Annotated in this window: 20 protein-coding genes; 3 read left to right on the top strand and 17 right to left on the bottom strand. The window is 61.0% G+C overall.

Features of this window, described 5'->3' with window-relative positions; all coding sequences use genetic code 11:
- Window positions 1-223: 223 nt before the first annotated feature.
- A complete protein-coding gene (locus CO655_RS05725) occupies window positions 224-820 on the bottom strand; it encodes a TetR/AcrR family transcriptional regulator (protein WP_170965062.1) in 597 nt (198 codons plus the stop codon).
- A gap of 123 nt (window positions 821-943) precedes the next feature.
- Here CO655_RS05725 and CO655_RS05720 point away from each other — a divergent pair, with 123 nt between their 5' ends.
- Entirely contained in the window at window positions 944-2,167 is a 1,224-nt protein-coding gene (locus CO655_RS05720) for an MFS transporter (protein WP_097664069.1), read from the top strand.
- A 98-nt stretch (window positions 2,168-2,265) separates the two neighbouring features.
- On the opposite strand, the gene CO655_RS05715 is transcribed toward CO655_RS05720, so the two are convergent.
- A complete protein-coding gene (locus CO655_RS05715) occupies window positions 2,266-2,673 on the bottom strand; it encodes a carboxymuconolactone decarboxylase family protein (protein ID WP_097664068.1) in 408 nt (135 codons plus the stop codon).
- A gap of 299 nt (window positions 2,674-2,972) precedes the next feature.
- On the opposite strand from CO655_RS05715, the gene CO655_RS05710 reads away from it, so the two are divergent.
- Window positions 2,973-3,902: a TauD/TfdA family dioxygenase gene (locus CO655_RS05710; protein WP_097664067.1), complete on the top strand. Its 930-nt coding sequence runs from the start codon at window positions 2,973-2,975 to the stop codon at window positions 3,900-3,902.
- Between the two features lie 46 nt (window positions 3,903-3,948).
- Here the strand turns inward: CO655_RS05710 and aspA are convergent, their stop codons facing one another.
- From aspA to CO655_RS05645, 12 genes are all read right to left on the bottom strand, one after another.
- Entirely contained in the window at window positions 3,949-5,376 is a 1,428-nt protein-coding gene (gene aspA / locus CO655_RS05705) for an aspartate ammonia-lyase (protein ID WP_097664066.1), read from the bottom strand.
- A gap of 100 nt (window positions 5,377-5,476) precedes the next feature.
- Window positions 5,477-6,574 carry an asparaginase gene (locus CO655_RS05700; RefSeq protein ID WP_097664065.1) on the bottom strand — a complete coding sequence of 366 codons (1,098 nt, stop codon included), beginning with the start codon at window positions 6,572-6,574 and terminating at the stop codon, window positions 5,477-5,479.
- A gap of 62 nt (window positions 6,575-6,636) precedes the next feature.
- Window positions 6,637-8,109: an amino acid permease gene (locus tag CO655_RS05695; RefSeq protein WP_077989632.1), complete on the bottom strand. Its 1,473-nt coding sequence runs from the start codon at window positions 8,107-8,109 to the stop codon at window positions 6,637-6,639.
- Between the two features lie 228 nt (window positions 8,110-8,337).
- Complete coding sequence (locus CO655_RS05690; protein WP_097664084.1) at window positions 8,338-9,045, bottom strand: FadR/GntR family transcriptional regulator; 708 nt, start codon at window positions 9,043-9,045, stop codon at window positions 8,338-8,340.
- Window positions 9,046-9,095: 50 nt separating this feature from the next.
- On the bottom strand, window positions 9,096-9,815 hold the full coding sequence (locus tag CO655_RS05685) for a FadR/GntR family transcriptional regulator (RefSeq protein WP_097664064.1): 720 nt from the start codon (window positions 9,813-9,815) through the stop codon (window positions 9,096-9,098).
- A gap of 85 nt (window positions 9,816-9,900) precedes the next feature.
- A complete protein-coding gene (locus CO655_RS05680) occupies window positions 9,901-10,722 on the bottom strand; it encodes a bifunctional allantoicase/(S)-ureidoglycine aminohydrolase (RefSeq protein WP_097664063.1) in 822 nt (273 codons plus the stop codon).
- Window positions 10,723-10,801: 79 nt separating this feature from the next.
- On the bottom strand, window positions 10,802-12,637 hold the full coding sequence (locus CO655_RS05675) for an ABC transporter ATP-binding protein (protein ID WP_097664062.1): 1,836 nt from the start codon (window positions 12,635-12,637) through the stop codon (window positions 10,802-10,804).
- Between the two features lie 34 nt (window positions 12,638-12,671).
- The gene (locus tag CO655_RS05670; RefSeq protein ID WP_097608605.1) at window positions 12,672-13,868 is read right to left on the bottom strand and encodes an aminotransferase class V-fold PLP-dependent enzyme; all 1,197 of its coding nucleotides are present in this window, start codon (window positions 13,866-13,868) and stop codon (window positions 12,672-12,674) included.
- A gap of 132 nt (window positions 13,869-14,000) precedes the next feature.
- Window positions 14,001-14,513: a RidA family protein gene (locus tag CO655_RS05665; protein ID WP_004672416.1), complete on the bottom strand. Its 513-nt coding sequence runs from the start codon at window positions 14,511-14,513 to the stop codon at window positions 14,001-14,003.
- Between the two features lie 54 nt (window positions 14,514-14,567).
- Window positions 14,568-15,437, bottom strand: coding sequence for an ABC transporter permease (locus tag CO655_RS05660; protein ID WP_097608604.1), 870 nt, complete (start codon window positions 15,435-15,437; stop codon window positions 14,568-14,570).
- Entirely contained in the window at window positions 15,437-16,378 is a 942-nt protein-coding gene (locus tag CO655_RS05655) for an ABC transporter permease (RefSeq protein WP_064819917.1), read from the bottom strand. The genes CO655_RS05660 and CO655_RS05655 overlap by 1 nt, the downstream gene beginning before the upstream one ends.
- A 235-nt stretch (window positions 16,379-16,613) precedes the next feature.
- Window positions 16,614-18,140, bottom strand: a complete 1,527-nt coding sequence (locus CO655_RS05645) for an ABC transporter substrate-binding protein (RefSeq protein WP_097608602.1) — start codon at window positions 18,138-18,140, stop codon at window positions 16,614-16,616.
- A gap of 218 nt (window positions 18,141-18,358) precedes the next feature.
- On the opposite strand from CO655_RS05645, the gene CO655_RS05640 reads away from it, so the two are divergent.
- Window positions 18,359-18,943, top strand: coding sequence for a DUF1349 domain-containing protein (locus CO655_RS05640; protein WP_097608601.1), 585 nt, complete (start codon window positions 18,359-18,361; stop codon window positions 18,941-18,943).
- Between the two features lie 53 nt (window positions 18,944-18,996).
- Here the strand turns inward: CO655_RS05640 and CO655_RS33305 are convergent, their stop codons facing one another.
- The 3 genes from CO655_RS33305 to CO655_RS05620 all read right to left on the bottom strand — a co-directional run bounded on the left by CO655_RS33305 (window position 18,997) and on the right by CO655_RS05620 (window position 21,086).
- On the bottom strand, window positions 18,997-19,497 hold the full coding sequence (locus CO655_RS33305; RefSeq protein WP_141514287.1) for a hypothetical protein: 501 nt from the start codon (window positions 19,495-19,497) through the stop codon (window positions 18,997-18,999).
- Window positions 19,498-19,554: 57 nt separating this feature from the next.
- The gene (locus CO655_RS05630; protein WP_141514286.1) at window positions 19,555-20,007 is read right to left on the bottom strand and encodes a hypothetical protein; all 453 of its coding nucleotides are present in this window, start codon (window positions 20,005-20,007) and stop codon (window positions 19,555-19,557) included.
- Window positions 20,008-20,579: 572 nt separating this feature from the next.
- On the bottom strand, window positions 20,580-21,086 hold the full coding sequence (locus CO655_RS05620; RefSeq protein WP_245423760.1) for a hypothetical protein: 507 nt from the start codon (window positions 21,084-21,086) through the stop codon (window positions 20,580-20,582).
- Window positions 21,087-21,166: the final 80 nt, after the last annotated feature.

Here is a 21,166-nt window from a genome sequence, read left to right as displayed (position 1 = left end):
AGAGATCCGGACATTCCAACTTCACCGCCACACTACAATTTAAAGTTGTCAATCTCAACTCAAAGTGCGACATGCCAAGGAAAAACAATGGCGGCCGGCAAGGCGCATGGCTACTTCTCGACGGTTGCCAACGATCTCCGCCAGCCCTAGCTGACTTTTCTGCCCTCGGCGCGCCTTTCTGCGATATGGCTGGCGATCGCACCAACGATTCGACAGCGTCAGCTTAGTCAAACTTATTGGCGCGCAGGCCCTCCAAAAAGGTTCGAAAGCTCTCCACAGCCCGCTTCGCGATGGCATCCGGATTTTCGGCATTAGCGATCCATTGCGCCGCACTGCTGCTGGCGGCGTTGATCAGGCGAGCACCGGCTTCAGGGTCGATATCGACGATGACACCTTCTTGTTTCAAGGTCTCGAGACTTTGGGCCACCGCGGCGATGCAGCCGTTTGCATTCGGCCACTGCGATGGATCGCCGAGGACGGCCGGCCCATCACGAAACATGATGCGCTGAAGTTCCGGCTCCAGCGCCATTAGGACGTAACCAATATTCTCATCCACGAATCCCTGCCAGCGCGTCGATGCCATAGAAGAGATCTCGCAGAGTCGGGCCGTCATCTCGCTGTCGATCTCGGCTACAACGGCCGCGAACAGTCCTTTCTTGTCGCCGAAGTGATGATAAAGAGCGCCGCGCGTGAGTCCGGCTTCACCTGTAAAGTCGTCCATGGAAGATTCGGCGTAACCAGAGGCACCAAATGCTCTTCGGCCTGCAGCCAAGAGCTTAGCCCGAGTCTCAGCAATCATTTCATTACGTGACCTGCGCATAGGTCCTCCATCATCCATTCTCATACGCTCCGTATGTTAATTGACATACGCCGTGTATTTGATTACACATTTGCATACGTTACGTATGTACGTGGCGTTAGCTCTCTAACACGGAACACGCCGATGCATAATCCATATGTAGAAATTTTCCGCGCGCCCGGTACTAAAAGCTTTTCCGCTGCAGGTTTCTTCGCCCGCCTTCCAATAGCGATGGCGCCGATCGGTATCGTCGCCATGCTTTCTCAGACTCATGGAGAATATTGGCTCGCCGGCGCTGTCTCCGCGACCTTTGCGCTGACCAACGCCGTGATCTCCCCGCAGATTTCGCGGCAGGTGGATCAGCTGGGCCAACGGGCCGTCCTGATCCCCACCACCGTCGTCTCGGTGATCGCATTCGGGACGCTGATCGCGGCCGCAAACCAGGGTTGGCCTTCGTGGACGCTGTTCCTCTCGGCACTCTTTGCTGCAACAATGCCCAGTATTCCAGCAATGCTGCGTGCCCGCTGGACAGAGATCTTTCGCGACAGACCTGAGCTTAATACAGCCTTCGCCTTTGAATCCGCTGCGGACGAACTTGTCTATATCGCTGGCGCATCGCTTTCTGTCGGCCTGGCTGTCTCGCTGTTCCCGGAGGCGGGCATGATCGTGAGTACTCTCTTTATGGCGCTCGGCAGTTTTGCCTTTCTCGTGCAGCGGTCGACAGAACCGAAAGTGCGCCGGGTCGACATGGGCGCCAACCATCGGTCGGCAATCTGGTTGCGCCCGGTCCAGATTATCACGCTCGCGTTGGTCTTTGTCGGCTCTACCTTCGCCACGGCTGAGGTCAGCGCTGTTGCAATTACCAAAGAGCTCGGGCGGCCTGAAGCTGCCAGCCTCGTCATCGGCGTTTATGCCATTGGCTCTTTCATGGTTGGCCTCATAATCGGAGCGATAAACCCCAAGCTGGCCCTCCAGCGCCAACTGCTAATCGCTGTCGGCGTGCTTGCGCTCACCGCTCTACCACTTCTCATCGCCAGCAGTTCTGTCTGGCTGCTTGCCTTCGCAGTCTTCGTGAGCGGCATCGCCATCTCACCCGTCTTCATCACCGCCTTCGGGCTCATCGAGCGCCGCGTGCCGGAATCGATGCTGACGGAAGGTGTGACCTGGGTTATGACCGGCATTGGTATCGGTATGGCGCTCGGCGCCTTCGTCTCCGGCTGGGTGGTCGACACTTACGGCCCGAGCAATGGTTTTTGGGTTTCGGTCGCAGCCAGCTTGTCTGCAGTACTGATCGTAGGCATGGGTCAGCAGAGTCTCACTGGAGACCGAACAGTGGCGCCGCTCCCGCTCAGGCAACCTGCAGAGTGATACAACCGCGTTCCCCATCCTCGCTTTCGCTCGCCGCTGGTAGAAGTACGCCTTGCGGCGAGCAGTCGCACGCCTTGATGCGAATCGTCCGTTGTTTCCTATCGCACCTCGAATTCCGGATCGGGCGGAACCTGCATGGCGAGAGCGAGATGGTTTGTCTGCGCGGCGAGCCCGATGATCGTCAGGAGTTCGCCATGTTGGGCATCGGTCATGCCGCGCGCCCGGGCGGCTGCAGTGTGGGATTGAACGCAGTACTGGCAGGCATTGGCCGTCGACACCGCTATGTAGATCATCTCCCGCGTCAGCGGATCGATGGCGCCTTCGACCGTCATGACCGATTTGAGCGTCTCCCATACTCGCTTGAGGTTTGCGGGGTCGTTTGCAAGAGCACGCCAGAAGTTGTTGATGAAATCGGTCTTGCGTGTCGCCCTGATGTCATCGAACACGGCTCGCACGGCCGGAACGGCTGCGGCCTCTTGATCCGACAGAAGTTTGACTGTTGCCATCGAAAGTTCCTTTCCGGGCGGCGATCTACGGCCTCAAGCATGATGTTGTTCGGCGATCCCGCGCCGTCGGCGGAAGATACGAAGAAACGGCAGCGGCCGCCAGCCTCCCGCCTGGCGAGGAAATCGAAGCGGCTGTTTCACGAAAACAGGCAAAATTAGAAATTATTGTCTACAGATTTTGTAGATTATGCGGTTCCATAGCCCTGTCGACTTCAGCGCTGAGATTTCGAACGCCCAAAGGATACATCCTTGGGCGCATGTGACCCACCGTTTTCTTCCAAATCAAACAGGAGATTTCCATGAGCAATCCGGTTCTCGTCAATCAGATCATTCCCGAGTCCGATATCGTCCCGCTGACCGGCCGTGTCGGCGCCGAAATCAGAGGCATCCGCCTTGGCGGAGAGCTTTCGGATGCAACGGTGGCCGCCATCAACCAGCTTCTCCTGAAGCACAAGGTGATCTTCTTCCGCGATCAGGGACATCTTGACGATCCAGAACAGGAAGCCTTCGCACGCCGCCTCGGCGATCTCGTGCCGCATCCAACCCAGGGACCGGTCGCCGGCACGGCGTCCATCCTCAATCTCGATTCCAGCCGCGGCGGCGGCAGGGCGGACCAGTGGCACACCGACGTCACCTTCGTCGACGCCTACCCCAAATTCTCCGTGCTTCGCGGCGTCGTCATTCCGGCGGCCGGCGGCGACACGATCTGGTCCAACACCCATGCCGCATATGAAAGCCTGCCGGCGCCGCTGAAACTGTTGGCGGACAATCTATGGGCCATTCACAGCAACGCCTACGACTATGCTGCCGTGCGCCCTCGCGCCACCGCCGAAGAGAAGAAGCATTTCGAGGAAGTTTTCACCTCGACCATCTACGAGACCGAGCATCCGGTCGTGCGTGTCCATCCGGAAACCGGCGAAAGATCGCTGTTGCTCGGCAACTTCGTTCAGCGCCTTGTCGGCCTGTCGAAGAGCGACTCCGTAAAACTCTACGAGGTGTTCCAGTCTTACGTCACCGCTCCGGAAAATACCGTGCGCTGGCGCTGGAGAGCCGGCGACGTGGCGATCTGGGACAATCGCGCCACGCAGCACTATGCCGTCAACGATTATGGCGACCAGCACCGCGTCGTGCGCCGCGCCACCGTCGATGGTGACGTTCCCGTCAGCATCGACGGCCGCCGCAGCGTAACCCACGTCAAGGCTGCCAAGCCGCAAGCAAAGGCGGCGTGATCGCGCACATATGAGTGTCGCCCGGAAGCAAAATGCGCCGCATGCCTTACGAGAAGGACAGCTTCTCGCTCGGCCGGGTCAGCGTTTCCGGGCGCAGCACCGCATCGAGATGCTCCTTCTGCATCAACCCGCGTTCGAGAAGGATTTCATAGACCCCCCGTCCCGAATGATGCGCTTCCAGCGCAACCTCGGTGGCATTGCGGTAGCCGATATAGGGGTTGAGCGCCGTCACGATGCCGATCGATTGCTCGACCATCTGCCGCAGCCTTTCGCGGTTGGCGGTGATACCTTGAATGCAATTCGCCTCGAGCGTCAGGCAGGCATTGGTCAGGTGGCTCAGGCTGCGATAGAGGCTGTAGAAGATCACCGGCTCGAAGGCGTTCAGCTGCAGCTGGCCGGCCTCGGCGGCCATGGTGATCGTCACGTCGTTGCCGATCACTTCGAAGGCGACCTGGTTGACCACTTCAGGGATAACAGGGTTGACCTTGCCGGGCATGATCGAGGAGCCGGCCTGGCGTGCCGGCAGATTGATCTCGTTGAAGCCGGCGCGCGGCCCCGAGGACAGAAGCCGCAGGTCGTTGCAGGTCTTGGAAAGCTTGACCGCCACCCGCTTGAGGACGCCCGAAAGCTGCACGAACGAGCCGCAATCCTGCGTCGCCTCCACCAGGTCAGGTGACGTCACCAGATCGACGCCGACGATCGCAGACAGGCGCTCGCGCACCAGCGCCGCATAGCGAGGATGGGCGGTGATGCCAGTGCCGATCGCCGTCGCGCCGAGATTGATCTCGCGGATCAACGAGACCGCTTCGGAAAGGCGCGCCTCGTCCTCCGCCAGCATCAGCGCGTAGGTTCCGAATTCCTGCCCGAGCGTCATCGGCACGGCGTCCTGCAATTGGGTACGGCCCATCTTGAGGACGTCGGCGAACTCGACCGCCTTGGCCTCGAATGCCCGGCGCAGGATCGCCATGGCGTCGACCAGACGGTGAACGCCGATCCATGCGGCAAGCTTCAACGCCGTCGGATAGACGTCGTTGGTGGATTGCGAGAGATTGACGTGCTCGTTCGGATGCAGGTGCTGGTAGTCGCCGCGGCGATGGCCGAGGATTTCGAGCGCCCGGTTGGCAATCACCTCGTTGGCGTTCATGTTGGTCGAGGTTCCCGCCCCGCCCTGGATCAGATCGACGACGAACTGGTCGTGCAGCGCTCCGTCGCGGATTTCGATACAGGCCGCAATGATGGCGTCGGCCCGCTCCCGATCCAGAAGGCCGAGGCTAACATTGGCCTCAGCCGCCGCCTGCTTGATCGCCGCCAGCGATGCGATCAGATCCGCCGATTCCTTCAGGGTCTGACCGGTAATCGGAAAATTCTCGACCGCGCGCAGCGTATGCACGCCGTAATAGGCCGAGGCCGGTACGTCGCGATCGCCGATCAGGTCGTGCTCAACGCGGATAGCAGTCATATCGGATGTCGTCATGGCAGGAACTTTCGAAAGGGGCGCTGCAAGCACGCATTGCGGCGACGGGATGAAGAAGAGGATGGGCGCAGACGCGGCGGAATGGCCGCGTCCGGAGGTGTCATCGGGCCAGAGCGGCAGGACGAGGATCGTCCCCGTCCGGCTTCGATCCGCGCAGCTTGAACGGAAAGGACACGCCGCCTGTTGTGACACCCATCGTGTTCACGCGCGGGGGATGATGGAACGGCGCGAGCCGGCTTCGGATCTCAGGCGAACCGATGCCGAGCCGCTCGAGGAGCTCCGTCACGACGGCGTAAAGGATTTCAAGATTGCCGTCCTCGATCTTGACCGAGATGCCGAGCGCCCCGTCCGTTCCCAATCGCCGGGTTTCATCCGAGGCCCGCACACCGATCGCGTAGCTGGCATCGGCTCCAAGCTTGCCGATGAGGGCACCGTTGAATGCGCGCATCAGCAGCGTGCAGTAGCGTCCCTCGCCCGCAACCATGTCAGGGTGGCGCGCCATTGCATGGAAGATGCGGGCGAGTGCCGGCCCCCGCGTCGATGGAGCCTCGCCCGCCCCTTCCCCGTCGGCTGCCGCGGCAAGCTTGGCATAGATGCGGGCCAGGCGGTCCAGCGGAAAGGCGGGGGTCGGGAGATTGCATCCGTCGATCCCCCATTCGACCTCCCGGGTGTCCAGATCGCAGAGTTCGGCGAGCGTGTGCTTGACCCGCCCCTGCATCGGATGATCCGGCAGGTGGTAGTCCTCCATGCCTGCCCCGATCGCCCGGGCGCCGGCAAGCATGCCGACGTGCTTGCCCGAACAATTGCTGCAGACTGCCGTCGGGATAAAGTCCTGCTTGATCCATACGCGGTTGACCGTTTCCGACAGCGAAGGATGGCCGCCGCAGCGAAGGTCGGCCTCCTCGGCCTTGATCTTCGACAGCATGGTTCGCGTGCGCGCGATATGCCGCTCTTCGCTGCTGTGGGACGCGCACATCAGCGCAATATCCGCATCATCGAAGCCGAAACGCTCGACACCCTCCGTCTCCAGGATGGCAAGCGCCTGGGCCGGCTTGGCGGCGGAGCGGGCAAGCGTCAGGCGCGCCGGATTTCCGAGCGTGTAGAGCAGCCTGCCCTTGGCATCGACGACCGCCGCGTGGACGCGGTGCCTGTTCTCGACGATCCCGCCACGATCGGTGACGACGAAATCCTCACTCATGTCTCTCTCCATTCATGCCGCACCCCGGCGGCGACTGCGCCGCCGGAGAAAGCTTGGGTGTATCAGGCGAGATCGAAACCGCCGCGATCCTCGCCCTGTTCGGCGGCGAGCATGTGGATGCGCTCACGCATCAAGAGCCAGCCGACCACCAGCGCCGGAATGATCAGGGCCAGAGAAGCGACCGTGTAGGTTCCAACCGGATAGTCGAGAGCCATCAGGATCACGACGACGGCAAGGAAGCCCAGGGTCAGCACGCCGGTATAGGGCGCGCCGAACATCCGGAATTCAGGCCGCGCCAGCTTGCCCTGCCGCGACAGCTGCCACAGCTTGAGCTGGCAGAGCACGATCACCCCCCATGCGGCGATGATGCCGAGGGCGGCGACATTCAGGCCGATCTCGAAGGCTTCTGCCGGAACGACGGCGTTCAGCACGACGCCGAAGGCGGTCACGACAGCCGTCACCGCAATGCCGACATAGGGCACGCCGGAGCGGTTCATTTTCGCCAGTGCGGCCGGCGCCGAGCCTGATATCGCCATGGAATGCAGGATGCGGCCGGTCGAATAGAGGCCGGCATTGAGCGACGACAGGACGGCGGTCAGCACCACGAGGTTCATGACGACGTCGGCGCCCTGGATGCCGATCTTGCCGAAGAAGGTCACGAACGGGCTCTCGCCGCCCTTATAGGCGGTATAAGGCAGCAGCAGCGACAGCAGCAGGACCGAGCCGACATAGAAGACCACGAGGCGCAGCACGACCGTGCGGATCGCCCGCGGCATGACCTTGCGGGCATTTTCGGTTTCACCGGCGGCGGTGCCGATCAGCTCGATCGAGGCATAGGCGAAGACCACGCCCTGAATCACCACCAGGGCCGGCAGGATGCTGTTCGGGAACATGCCACCGAAATCGGTGATCGTGCTGATGCCCGGAACATGGCCGTCGATCGGCGTGCCGGTGACGACGAAGTAGACGCCGACGATCAGGAAGACGAGGAGGGCGAGGACCTTGACGAGGCTGAACCAGAATTCCAGTTCACCGAAGACCTTCACCGACAGGAGGTTCATCGAGAGGACGAGGACCAGCGCCACCAGCGCAAACACCCACTGATCGATCATGGCGATCCAGGGGACATAGGCCTTGAAGAAATTCATGTAGAGGGCGACCGCGGTGACGTCGGCCACCGCCGTCATCGCCCAGGTCAGCCAATACATCCAGCCGACCGCGAAGGCGAGCTTTTCGCCGTAAAATTCGCGGGCATAGGAGACGAACGAGCCCGAGGTCGGGCGATGGACGATCAGTTCGCCGAGGGCTCTGAGAACGAGGAAGGCGAAGAAGCCGCACAGGGCATAGACCAGCACAAGTGCCGGACCGGCAGCGGCAAGCCGGCCGCCGGCGCCGAGAAACAGCCCCGTGCCGATGGCGCCGCCAATGGCGATCATCTGGATCTGCCGCGGCTTCAGCGCCTTGTGGTAGCCGAGATCCTCCTCGGCAAAGACCTGGCCCTCGGCCTCGCTTCTGTTGGATTGCATCACTGTCATTTCTCCTCCCTATCCCATGGGTTCGGCAACCTCCCGGCCGCCCCTCCGCGCAGATGCCATAAAGATGTTAATCTGCTATGCGGTCTGACAGGTTTGTCGATTAAAGGAAAAACTACCCTGCAGTCAAGGATTTTCACTCTGCTATTTGTGGATGCGTAACCGGCGGCCTGTGGAAAGGCAGTCTTTGGCGGCTGAACAACGTCGCTTCCCTACGCTGCGCGACGGACTTTAGCGCGGCTCGGCGCCGATGATGCGGCTGACAGCCGCCTCGACCTTCTTGAGATGAATTTCCATCGCCGCCTGGGCTTCGGCCTCCGCCCCTTTGCGGATGGCTTCGACGATGGCGCGATGCTCTTCATTCGATTCCTGACGCCTCGGCCCCAAGGCGGTCAGCAGCCCGGATTGCTGCGCCATCGCCTCGCGGACGTCATCGACGATGTCGCGGAAGACGGCATTCTTCGATGCCTCGGCGATCAGCCCGTGAAAATCCGAATCCAGCCGCACCCAGGCCTCGGTATCCTCTTCCTGTTCCATCCGGTCGCAAAGCGCCAGCAGCCGGGACAGCTCATCGTCGCTCCGGCGCAGCGCCGCCCAGCCGGCCGCGGAGACCTCGACGAAGGGACGCGCCTCCACCAGATCACGCGCCGAATAATTGCCGTAGCGAATATCTCCGTCGCCTGCGGCGGTAAGCACATAGGTCCCGCTCCCGGTCCGCGTCTCCGTCAGCCCCAAAATCTGCAGCGAGCGCAGCGCTTCCCGCACGATCGGGCGGCTGACACCGTATTTTGCCGCGAGTTTCGCTTCCGACGGCAGCTTCGAACCGGCGGCAAAGCGGCCGGACAGAATGAGATTGCGCAACTCCTCGAAAACCAGTTCCGAGGCGCTTTTTCGACTGAGGATCGCGGAGTTGGAAAGCCAGTTTTCTAGATCATTCATCGTCTTGCGTTTGATCGGCAGCGCACCCGGATTTGAGGTGCAATTTAAAATCATACCTTCGGCGCAGTCCCTCTTTCATCGGCAATGCCGATGATGGACCGCTTGACCTCCAGCAGATGCTCCGCCATGGCGGCGCGCGCATCCCGCTGGCTGCCTGCGGCAATGGCCTGCAGAATGCGGCGGTGCTCGGCGTTGGAGGCTTTGCGCCGGCCGCGAACATGCTCCACCAGTTCCGATTGCGTCGAAAGAGCGCCGCGGACATCGGCGACGACTTTCCGGAAGATCGCATTGCCCGAGGCTCCGGCGATCTCGCCATGAAACTCAGCGTCCATCCGCACCCATGTCTGAACGTCCTCCTCGTCGTCCATCCGGTCGCACAAGGATGAGAGCGACGCCAGCTGCTCCTTCGAGCGCCGCAATGCCGCCCAGCCCGCAGCCGGGATCTCGATGCAGGGGCGCGCCTCCATGAGATCGCGGGCGGAATAGGCGCCGCCGCCGAGCTGCCGCGCCGGGCTCTCCGAGACGACGAAGGTGCCCCGCCCCGTCCTGGTTTGCGTGAACCCCAGCGTCTGCAGCGAGCGAAGCGCCTCACGCACGATCGCCCGGCTGATGCCGTAACGTTCGGCAAGCTGCACCTCCGCGGGAAGACGGGTGCCGAGCGCCAGTTTCCGACTAACAATAGCCGTGCGAAGATCTTCGAAGACCGCTTCGGCAGCGTTTCTCCGGCCTATCTCTTTCTTCTCCGACAGCCATGAATCCATATCCTGCATCGAAGGACGATGCGGGCATTCGAAAGAGCTGTCAAGCAACCGGACAGGTGCGTGCAGACGCGCCGGCGGGATGCCGACGCGGGGCCTACCAGAGCTTCATGTGACGGTTGACGTCCTTGTAGAGCAGGTAGCGGAAGCGGCCGGGGCCGCCGGCGTAGCAGGCCTGCGGGCAGAAGGCGCGCAGCCACATGAAATCGCCGGCCTCGACCTCGACCCAGTCCTGGTTGAGGCGATAGACCGCCTTGCCCTCAAGCACATAGAGCCCGTGTTCCATCACATGGGTTTCCATGAAGGGGATCACCGCGCCCGGCTCCAGCGTGACGATATTGACGTGCATGTCGTAGCGCACATCGGCAGGGTCGATGAAACGGGTCGTGCCCCAGCGGCCGTCGGTGTCGGGCATGGCCCGGATCGGATGGTCGTCCTCATGGGTGACGATCGCCGGCGGCGGGTCCAGCCCCTCGACCTCCTGAAAGGCCTTTCTGACCCAGTGGAAGATTGCTGCGGCCGAGCCATCATTCTTCAGACGCCAAGCCGAACCGGCGGGAATATAGACGAAGGAGCCGGCGCGCAGCGTATGGCCGACACCTTCGAGCTCCACCGTCATGCCGCCTTCGACGACGAAGAGCACTGCCTCGGCGCGGCTGTCCGGCTCCGGCCGGTCGCTTCCGCCGCCCGGCTGAACCTCCATCACATATTGCGAGAAGGTTTCGGAGAAGCCGGAGAGCGGACGGGAGAGAACCCATGCCCGCGTTCCCGTCCAATGCGGCAGGAGGCTGGTGACGATGTCGCTCATGACGCCGCGCGGGATGACCGCGTAAGCCGTGGTGAAAACGGCCCTGCCGGAAAGCAGCTGGGTCTGCGGCGGCAAACCGCCGAGCTTCGAAAAATACTCTGTCTTGTCCATTGATGCGGCTTTCCAGGCAGGTGTCTCTGCATCTGCTTTATGCGCCGCCGGCCCGTTAGGCAACTCCCAACGCCTTTCGCTACCGGTCGGCCATCACCAGATGGCCCGGCCCGACTTCACGATAGAAGGTGGCCGGAGGCTGGTAGTCCACGGCACGCATCGGGCTCTTGATCTCGTCATTCGCCACCATGCGTTTTTCGTGGCGGCGGTCGGGATCGGGCACCGGCACGGCGGCGATGAGTTTCCGGGTATAGGGGTGCTGCGGATTTTCGAAGACGGCGGCGCGCGGGCCGATCTCCACGATTTCGCCGAGATACATCACCGCCACGCGGTGGCTGACGCGCTCGACCACCGCCATGTCGTGCGAAATGAACAGGAAGGCGAGGTTGAGGCTCTGCTGCAGGTCGAGCATCAGGTTGATGACCTGCGCCTTGATCGAAACATCGAGCGCCGACACGCTTTCGTCGGCGACGATGACCTTCGGCTGCAAGGCGAGCGCCCGGGCGATGCAGATGCGCTGGCGCTGGCCGCCGGAAAATTCATGCGGGTAGCGCGAAGCCATGTCCGGGGAAAGGCCGACCTTGACCAGCAGGTCGACAACGACCTCCCTCGCCTGTTTCGAATTGCCCATCCGGTGTTCAAGATAGGGCTCGGCGATCGCCGCACCGACCGTCATGCGCGGATTGAGGCTGGCGAAGGGATCCTGGAAGATCATCTGCACGGATTTGCGCATCTCGCGCAGATCCTTCTTGTCGAGGCCGATCACCTCCCTGCCCTCGACGAGAACGGAACCGGCCTGCGGCTCGATGAGACGCATGATGGCGCGGCCCGTCGTCGATTTGCCGCAGCCGGATTCGCCGACAAGCGACAGCGTCTCGCCGGCGTGCAGATCGAAGGAGACGTTTTCAACCGCATGCACGCGGCTCGTCAGCCGGCCGAACAGGCCGGAGTGAATGTCGAAACGCTTCGTGAGGTTCTTCACCTGCAAGACCGGCGTTGCTGCGACGGTATCGGCGGCCTCGGCCGGAATGTCGGATTCCCCTGTCGCCGTATTGACCACGGGAAAACGCAGCGGCCGCTGACGGCCCTGCATCGAGCCGAGCACCGGCACGGCCGACAGCAGCGCCCTGGTGTAAGGATGTTTGCCGCGGTGAAAAATATCGGCGGTCGGGCCGCTCTCGACCTGCTCGCCGCGATACATCACCACCGTCCTGTCGGCGATCTCGGCGACGACGCCCATGTCGTGGGTAATGAAGAGAACCGAGGTCCCCTCCTCTTCCTGCAGCATCTTGATGAGATCGAGGATCTGGCCCTGGATCGTCACGTCGAGCGCCGTTGTCGGCTCGTCGGCGATCAGCAGTTTCGGCCGGCTGGCGAGCGCCATCGCGATCATCACCCGCTGCCGCATGCCGCCGGAAAAACGATGCGGATATTCGTCGAAGCGCGTGGCGGCCGAGGGGATGCGAACCTTTTCCAGGAGCCTGATCGTTTCGGCCCTGGCATCGGCCCTACTGATATCGGAATGGCAGAGCAGCGCTTCGGAAATCTGATCGCCGATGGTGAAGAGCGGATTGAGCGATGTCATCGGCTCCTGGAAGATCATCGCCACCTCATTGCCGCGCACCTGCCGCATGGCCTGTTCCGGCAAGGCCAGCAGATCGCGCCCGCCGAGTATGACGCGGCCCTCGATGCGGCTCACTTCCGCCTGCAGCAGCCGCATGATCGACAGCGAGGTGACGCTCTTGCCCGAGCCGGATTCGCCGACGATCGCCACGGTTTCGCCGGGCGCCACGGTGAAGGAAACGTCGCGCACGACAGGCTTCCAGGCGCCGTCGACCAGAAAGGACGTCGTCAGCCCCTCGACGGAAAGAACGGGGATGGCGGTCTCGATCGATTGTGCTTGGACGCTGCCCATGTCGGCTCCTCTTGCGGCGGATGAGAACGGCGGATCAATCCGGCCAGCGCAGCAAGCCGTCGAAGCGATGCCTGCTACGGTTTTCGATCGGGGTTGCGATGATCTCGTTGGAAGCGCGCGCCTTGTCGAGTTCCTCGGCCAGGCGGTTTGCGACGATGACCTCCTGGCCCGGATGCAGGTTGCACGGGTCGAGATAGAAGTAGCGGTGCTCCACTTCATGGTCGCGCACGATGATCGGCGGGTTGCCCCTTGCCAGCGCATCGGCGAGATCCCAGGCGGTGATATGCGCCTGTTCGGGATCGACGATCAGGCGCAGCCGGTCGAGCGGATTGTTGGTCGGGTCGGGTTCGATCAGCGCGGTGATGCCGGGGCGGCCGTCGAGCGTGCGTTTCCACAGATTGAGATAACCGGTCTCGCGTTCACGGATGCCGGCATGGTCGCGGCTTTCCCAGGCTTCGAGGGCCGCCATGACGCCGAAGATGCTTTCCTTGCCGACCTTCATGCCGCGGCCGATGCCCATATTCTGCAGGAAGGCATGGCGCACCAATTCCTTCCGGCCGGCGACGATACCCGAGGTCGGGCCGCCGAGGAACTTGTGACCGGAATAGAGCGCGATATCGGCCCCCTGCTCGAGGAAAATCCTCAGATCATATTCCGACGCCGCATCGACGATAACAGGCACGCCCCTGGCATGGGCGATCTCGACGAATTCCTTGAGGTTCAGCAGGCCGTAATCGACGACATGATGGGAGACGACATAGACGGCGGCGGCGGTCTTGTCGGTGATCGCCTTCTCCATGTGGAAACGGTGCGTCGAGGTCGCCTGCCCCACGAGCACGACCTTGCCCCCGGCAAGCCGGATCGCCTGATCGACCGGGGCGCCATAGCTCACCACATGGCCCATCTGCACCAGCACCTCGTTCTTCTCGGGCACGGCATCCGGCAGCTTCTCGATCGCCAGCAGATCATCGCCGGTGATGGCGCCGGCGACGGCGAGCGAAATGCCGGCCGAGCAGGAGGCGGTGACGAAGCCGGCTTCCCCGCCGGTCAGCCGGGCGATGACGCTGCTTGCCTTGCGCTGCAGGTCGTTGATCTCGACGAAGTGCGGCAGGATGGAGGTCATCGCGGCGATCGCCTCCGGAACGACGATCGAGGCGCCGAGGCTGGTCATCGTGCCGGACACGTTGATGACGGGGCGAAGGCCGAGCGAAGGTCTGATATCATCGGGCATGAAGATCTCCGGAAGTCTGGGGCGAAAAGCCGAACATGGCGCGATCATCCGGCAGTGTCGAGCAGCCGGAGCAAAAGCCTGGGTTAAAATAGAAAGAGCTCATCCGAAGACCACTCCAAACATCAAAGCGCCTCAGCCATGCAAGGCGACGATGGCCTCGATCTCGACGGTGATGTTGCCGGGCAGCGAGCCGAAGCCGACGGCCGAGCGGGCATGTTCGCCGGCCGCGCCGAAGACCGCGATCAGCAGATCCGAGCAGCCGTTGATGACACTCGGATGATCTTCGAACTCAGGCACGGCATTGACCATGCCGAGCAGCTTGACCACCCGCTTGACGCGGGAGAGATCGCCGAGCGCCTCCTGCATGACGGCAAGCAGGTTGATGCCCGTCAGCCGCGCATGCCGGTAGGCCTCCTCGACACCGACGCCGCCGCCGACCTTGCCCGCATGCAGGAAGCCGTCGGCCTCGCGCGGCCCCTGGCCGGAGAGGTAGAGCATATTGCCCTCCACCACATGCGTCACGAAATTGGCGATCGGCGGCGGCGGCGGCGGCAGCTTGATGCCGAGGGCGGCTAACCGTTGGTAAGGCGAGTTCTCAACCTTGCCGGCGGCGTTGGGAAATTGATTCACGCAAACTCCTGTCATGCGAATTTTGGATTGGCGAATTTGGTTTTGGATTGGCCGATTTAGGTCGGCGGATTAAAGGTCCTTGCGAAGTCTTGGATCGAGCATGTCCCTCAGGCCATCGCCGACCATCTGCAGCGACAGCACCGAGAGGATGATGGCGACACCGGGAAACAGCGTCATCCAGTCGGCCTGGCCGATATATTGCCGGCCGGCGGCGATCATCGTTCCCCAGGTCGGAATCTCCGGGCTGACGCCGAGGCCGAGGAAGGAGAGGCCGGCTTCGGCCAACATGGCGCTGGCGAAGAGGAACGTGGCCTGCACCAGGATCGGCGACAGCAGATTGCGCAGCACATGCCGGGTCATGATGTGGAAGGTGGAAATGCCGAGCGCCCTCGCCGCCTCGACATAGGGCAGTTCGCGAATGACCAGCGTCGAGGCGCGGACAATGCGGGCAAGGCGCGGGGAATAGACGATCGACAGCGCGATGATGACAGTGGTCAAGGACGGGCCGAGCGCAGCGACAAGGGCGATCGCCAGCAGAATATCCGGGAAGGCCATCATCGCGTCGATCAGCCGGGCGATCGGCGTGTCGAGCTTCTGGAAGAAGCCGGCAAGCAGGCCGAGCGTGACGCCGATCACCGCCGACAGGCTGACGACCGCCGCGCCGACGAGCAGCGACAGGCGGCCGGCAAAGATCGTCCGCGAGAAGACGTCGCGGCCGAACTCGTCGGTGCCGAAGAAAAAGGTGCCGCCTGGCGGCTTCAGCCGGTTGACGATCGAAAGCTTGGAGGGCGAATAGGGCGCGACCATAGGCGCGAAGACCGCCAGCAGCACGAAGATCGCCAGGATCAGCAGGCCGAAGGCCACCGTCTTGCGTTTCAGCAAGCGGCGGAGGAATTTGCTGCCGCCGCTCTCGGCGGGCTTGATTGCAATGTCGGCCATCAGTAGCGCACCCTCGGATCGACCAGCAGATAGAGCATGTCGATCGCAAAATTGATCAGCACGTAGAGCGCGGCGATGACGAGCAGCGCCCCCTGGATGACGGGATAGTCGCGGCGCAGCACCGCCGAGACGACGAGATTGCCGACGCCGGGCAGGCCGAAGACCGTTTCGGTGACGACGGCGCCCGAAATCAGCACCGCCGCCGTCAGGCCGAGCACCGTGAGGATAGGGATCAGCGCATTCTTCAGCGCGTGCTTGAGGATGACCTTGCGCTCGACCAGTCCCTTGGCGCGCGCCGTGCGGATATAATCGTCGCCGAGCACATCGAGCATCGAGGCGCGGGTGAAACGCAGGATCAGCGCCGAGGAGACGATGCCGAGCGCGAAGGCCGGCAGCGTCAGATGATACATCCGGTCAAAGAAGGTCGAGCCCGGACCGCCATAACCCGAGACCGGGAAGAGGTTGAGCCGGACGGCGAAGAATTGCATCAGGATGAGGCCGAGCCAGAAGCTTGGGATGCTGGCGGCAAACATCGCCAGCGTCGTTGCCGCCTGGTCGACGAAGGAGCCGCGCCGATAGGCGGCATAGATGCCGATCGGCAGCGCGATGATGCTGGCGATGGCAAGCGAAAACAGCGTCAGGAAAAAGGTCGGCTCGGCCCGGTCGAGCAGCGCCGACGTCACAGGCATGTTGAGGAAGATCGACTGGCCGAGATCGCCCCGCAGCAGTTGGCCGATATAATAGACATATTGCAGGCCGAGCGACTGATCGAGGCCGAGCCGGGTTCGGAGATCGGCAACATCCTGCGGCGTCGCATCCGGCCCGAGCATGACGGCGGCCGGATCACCCGGCGTCACCCGCACGATGACGAAGACGATGGTGACGACAAGAAACATCACGACGATCATGCCGAACAGGCGCTGGAGGATATAGCGGATCATCCGAACTGCTCCCGCCGTTGGTGCATGGAGTACCGTAGCGAATGCCCCCTCTCTCCCTCATTCCTGTGCTCGTCACAGGAATCCAGCGCGCCCAAGTCCTTGGGCGCAGAAGACTCTTCGACTGGAAAAGGGTCATTCACGGCGCAGACGCGCCGTGGCTGGATTCCTGTGACATCCCTCGGGTCAAGCCCGAGGACAGGAATGAGGGAGCAAGCGGTGGCCAAAGAACTCTCCATCACTTCTTGATCGAAGCGTTCCAGAAATACGGCCACGGAGCCGGATCGACGCCTTCGAGCGTGACCGATTTCGCCGAGACGGCGTTGAAATCCCCGATCTTCATGAACGGCGCGTCTGTATAGATGGCCTTCTGGACATCGGCCCAGAGCGCGACGCGCTTTTTCGGGTCGACTTCGGAGGTGAAGGCATCGACGGCGGCCTTGCGGGCCGGCGTATCCCACCAGCCGGGCGAGCTGGTCGAGAGCGAGCCGATCAGCGCCGGCTCCGGCAGGAAGGGGCTGTGGGTGATGTAGATATCCCAGAGCTTCGGATCGGTGCGGCGCTGCGTCAGCGTCGCCCAGTCCACCACCTGCATATCGACGGTGAAGCCGGCAAGCTTCAGATATTCGGCGGCGACCTGCGCCATCTTGTAATGGAATTCATACTGGCGGCTGGTCAGGATCCGGATCGGCTCGCCGTTATAACCGGCCTTCTTGGCGGCAGCCGCCGCCCCTTCCGGATCGGCGACGTTATAGGCGCCCTCGACACCGGCATCCGTCGACCAGGAGAATGTCTTCGGATAGATGGCACCGTCGACCGCATAAAAATCCTTGCTGCCGAAGGCTGCGGCCAGCATGTCTTCCATGCTGAGCGCCTGGCGGATCGCCTTACGGACTTCGACATTCCCAGCAACACCTTCCTTCGTGTTGAAGACGAAGACCGGATAACCGAAGGGTTTTAGCATGACCGGCTGCGAGGCTGTGGAGGCCTTCACCTTGTCGTAGGATTCGACGGCGATCGAATCGACATAGTCATACTGGCCGGAGATCGCGGCCTCGACGCGGGTGTTCGGGTCCGGCACCGGCACGAAGCGGATTTCATCGAGATATTGATGGCGGGCGCCGCCATAACCATCACCCTCGCCTTCGCGGGACTTGTAGCCGTCGAAGCGGACGAGCTGGATATACTGGTCGGCCTTGCGCTCCTTCAGCATATAGGGGCCGGTGCCGATGAACTCCTTCATCGGCTCGTCCTGTTTTTCGGCAGGGATGATGATCGCCGCCGAATTGTTGAAGGCGAGCAGCGAGGTCAGCGGCGCATAGGGCTGCTTCAACGTGATCGTCACGGTTGCGGGATCGGCAGCAGTGATCTTGTCGATGAAGCCCGCCACCTGCTTGCCGCGCGAGGCGATCTTCATCCAGCGGCCGAGCGAAGCGACGACATCCTCCGAGGTCATGTCGCTATTGTCGTGGAACTTGATGCCGGTCCTGAGCTTGATCGTATAGGTTTTGCCGTCGGCGCTGATTTCAGGCAGGCTTTCGGCCAGCAGCGGCGTGACGTTCCAGCTCTTGTCGAACGTATAGAGCGTTTCGAAAATATGCTGCGTGACGATGCCGACGAGATCGGCCGTAGACGACATCGGATCGAGCGTCGGCGGCTCGCCGATCGTCGCAACATTGATGACGCCGCCCTTTTCCTGGGCAAAGAGGGTCGAAGGCAGGGCGACGAGCGCGGTGCCCAGCAGGAATGCGACAAGCGTTTTCATATGAGGGCTCCCGGTTAAGTTCCACAATTATGTAATTCATCTTTTTACAACAGAATAAGAGATGACGTGGTGGTGTCAAGCGGAAGCCGTCGATTATATCGTGGGACGAGGATCAGGAGGTCGGGAAGCGTGCGCCCTACTGGCCGCCTGCGCCAGGGTTGCGCATTATATCAGGGTGGAGAATCGACGGCGCCGGGGCTTCAACAGAGGGAGGACGAATGAACATCGATTTCAACGACGGAAAATGGCTGAACGAACCGGCCAGCTGGCACACCGACGACACTGCCCTCACCCTAACGACCGATGGGAAAACCGATTTCTGGCGCGAGACTTATTACGGCTTCACCCGCGATAGCGGTCACTTCCTCGCCTTTCCCACGACCGAGAGCTTCACTGCCCAGATCCGCATCCAAGGCGAATTCCGCACCCTCTATGACCAGGCCGGACTGATGGTGCGCCTCGACGAAAACCGCTGGGTCAAAACCGGCGTCGAATTCACCGACGGCGAAGCCTTCCTCAGCACCGTCGTCACCGACGGGAAGTCCGACTGGTCCGTGTCACAGCCCTTCAGGGAACTGGAAGATTTCCACATCCGCGTCACCGTCGCGGGCGGCGCCATGCGCATCCAGGCCTCCCGCGACAGCAGCCGCTGGCCGCTACTGCGGCTGGCGCCGTTCCCAATCGCCGACCGATACGAGGTTGGGCCGACAGCGTGCACGCCGGAACGCAGTGGATTGACGGTGCGCTTTTCCGAGTTTTCGATTGGCCCGGCGATTACGACGGATCTGCATGATTTGAGTTAGCGGCAACGTCAGACAATGACGCTTGGGAAAGCCTTTCATACAAGGCGCTGCACCTAGACGTTGTCAGAATGCAGTATAAAGAGGCCTGCCTCTGCGATCTCCTCCTTAAGGGTGCTTAAACAAGCGGCGTCCTCGATGATAAATAAGTCGGTTCGATCATAGCGTCCTAGCACGCGAGCCCCGTGACTCATAAAGTAGACGTCCATTGACCCTTGCTCCCGTAAGCTGTTGAGGAATATCCGGTCTAGCTCTTCGTCCGCTATATCGAGCCGGCGTAAGGGCCTTGGTCGGTTACAAATCACACCCCGTTTTGATAGCGATCGATAAAGCTCCAGGAATTTTTTTTCACCTTCCATGTATTCATCAATTTTTCCGCTGCTTCTAGCGATAGAATAACTTATTATCCGGGAATCTTCTGCTTCCCCTTTAGTGAGCCAATGATCGAATATCGAAACGTTAAGATATGTAAATCCTCCGTCACTTAAATCATCTTCGCTTAGATCCAAATCTGGAAAATGAATTTGATACGAACTAATGTTCGATGAATTTCTCATTTATACTTCCAACCGACTGATTTCATACAACTCTTTTTCGGTCGAGAGAACGACCTCTCATATCACCATAAGGGGCGCAGCAGTTTTGAAAGCCGTAAGCAATCGCGGCACATCTGATTCATCAACAGGAATTGGTTGCGATTTCGCAGAATCAAAGTGCGCCATAAATTCCTCGGGCATTCGCACTTTATACTTTTCGACCCGATGCAGTATTATCCCGTCCCAGAAATAAATCCCGTCCGAGAATACGACGTTCCGAACCAAATCAGCAGGGCTATACGGATCTGGCGTAGGGCTGACAAATTCAATAAGAACCAGTCCGCGCCTCAAATAGGCCGAAACTTCCTTTGCGAGTGACGCGGGCATTGTATTTATATTGCCTTGGATACTTTGAGTTATCGGCATCAGCTCGGCATATTGCTTTTCTCTGTACAGTACCAAGCGTTTTAGGTTCTCGACGGCATCATTTCGTCGCGTCATATCTCGTCTCAGTTCCTCGGGAGCCGGCATCGTTCAACTTCTATGCAGCTGCGTGTAGCCCGACGCTCATGTCGATCGAGCCCGCCACGGTGCCACGACGACCAGGTTCATTCTTGAACGCCGAAAGGGGCACCTTCGGCGCGTCAGGGCAGGACGTGCCAAAGACTTGCGTTCTCATCGTAGACGTTCTTGATACAGCCAGGACCGTAGCAAATCCCCTGAGCTTCCAAAAAGGGGCCGAGGCTCATGAAGCTTCCCTTCTCCCCTTTCTCGCTGTAGCGGTCGGCTTTGAGTTCTTCAATGTCATCCCGCCAAATTGCATCGCATTCCAGGCAAAACTGAACGATTTGGCCGGTTTTCATTACCCGAACAGGTACAACCCAACCCTGATTACATCGCCGGCACCATTTCTTGTGTGACATCATCCCCTATAGTGGCCCCTTTCAAATTCAGCTGCGTCTTTTGCTTCGCCTGGAGACCTTGTCCTCCCACTCGGCTTGAGTGAAAACCTTGCCCGAATTTCCGACTTTCTTTCTTACGCCGCTTGGGGTCGTTCTGAAATGGATATCAAAACGCAGCCCGCATAAACACAGGCACACGGCTCACAGGTCAGGGTCGTCCTTGCAAGCTCCAGTCATCAGGCATTTGGAGCCGATTGATGTTTTATGGGGCAATTGCCCGAGGGCCTCGCACGTCCACATGTGTTTTGCGAAATTGGAATCAACTTCTGTGCCGTCAATCATGACCGTTCCGCCTCTGACAATGGGCTGGAACCGCCCGTCTCCAATCGCAATGGCGATTGCTCTAATCAATACATTCGCGGTTTGGCATGGCCGCATAGCCAGCGTAATCTTTCGCTGTTCAGCCTCTCCAAGCTCCGCCACGTCCGCCAGCTCAGATAGCAGAGGCCCATCCTCGGCTTGGATTTGCTTGCTGAGCGCTTTCAGGCCAGGCTTATCGGCCTTCTCAACCAGCCCGGCCAGTTTCACGGCCAACTGCTGAGCGCCGCTGCCGTCATTGAACCGTTCGAGTGCAGATATCAGCTGCGTCGAATCCGTAGCAAAGACGGACGCCGGCAGCGCAACGACCGCACAGAAAGCGGCGACCAATTTATTTCGGGGCATCCGAGGTACCTGCGACCAAAACTTGAATCGGCAATATCGCCCTGATCGTGTATCGGCACTGAGCG

It is taken from the genome of Rhizobium sp. M1, assembly GCF_002531805.1.
GTDB classification, from domain to species: Bacteria; Pseudomonadota; Alphaproteobacteria; order Rhizobiales; family Rhizobiaceae; genus Rhizobium; species Rhizobium etli_C.
The sequence above is the reverse complement of the archived record's forward strand: the minus strand, read 5'-3'. Positions and strand labels throughout refer to the sequence as shown.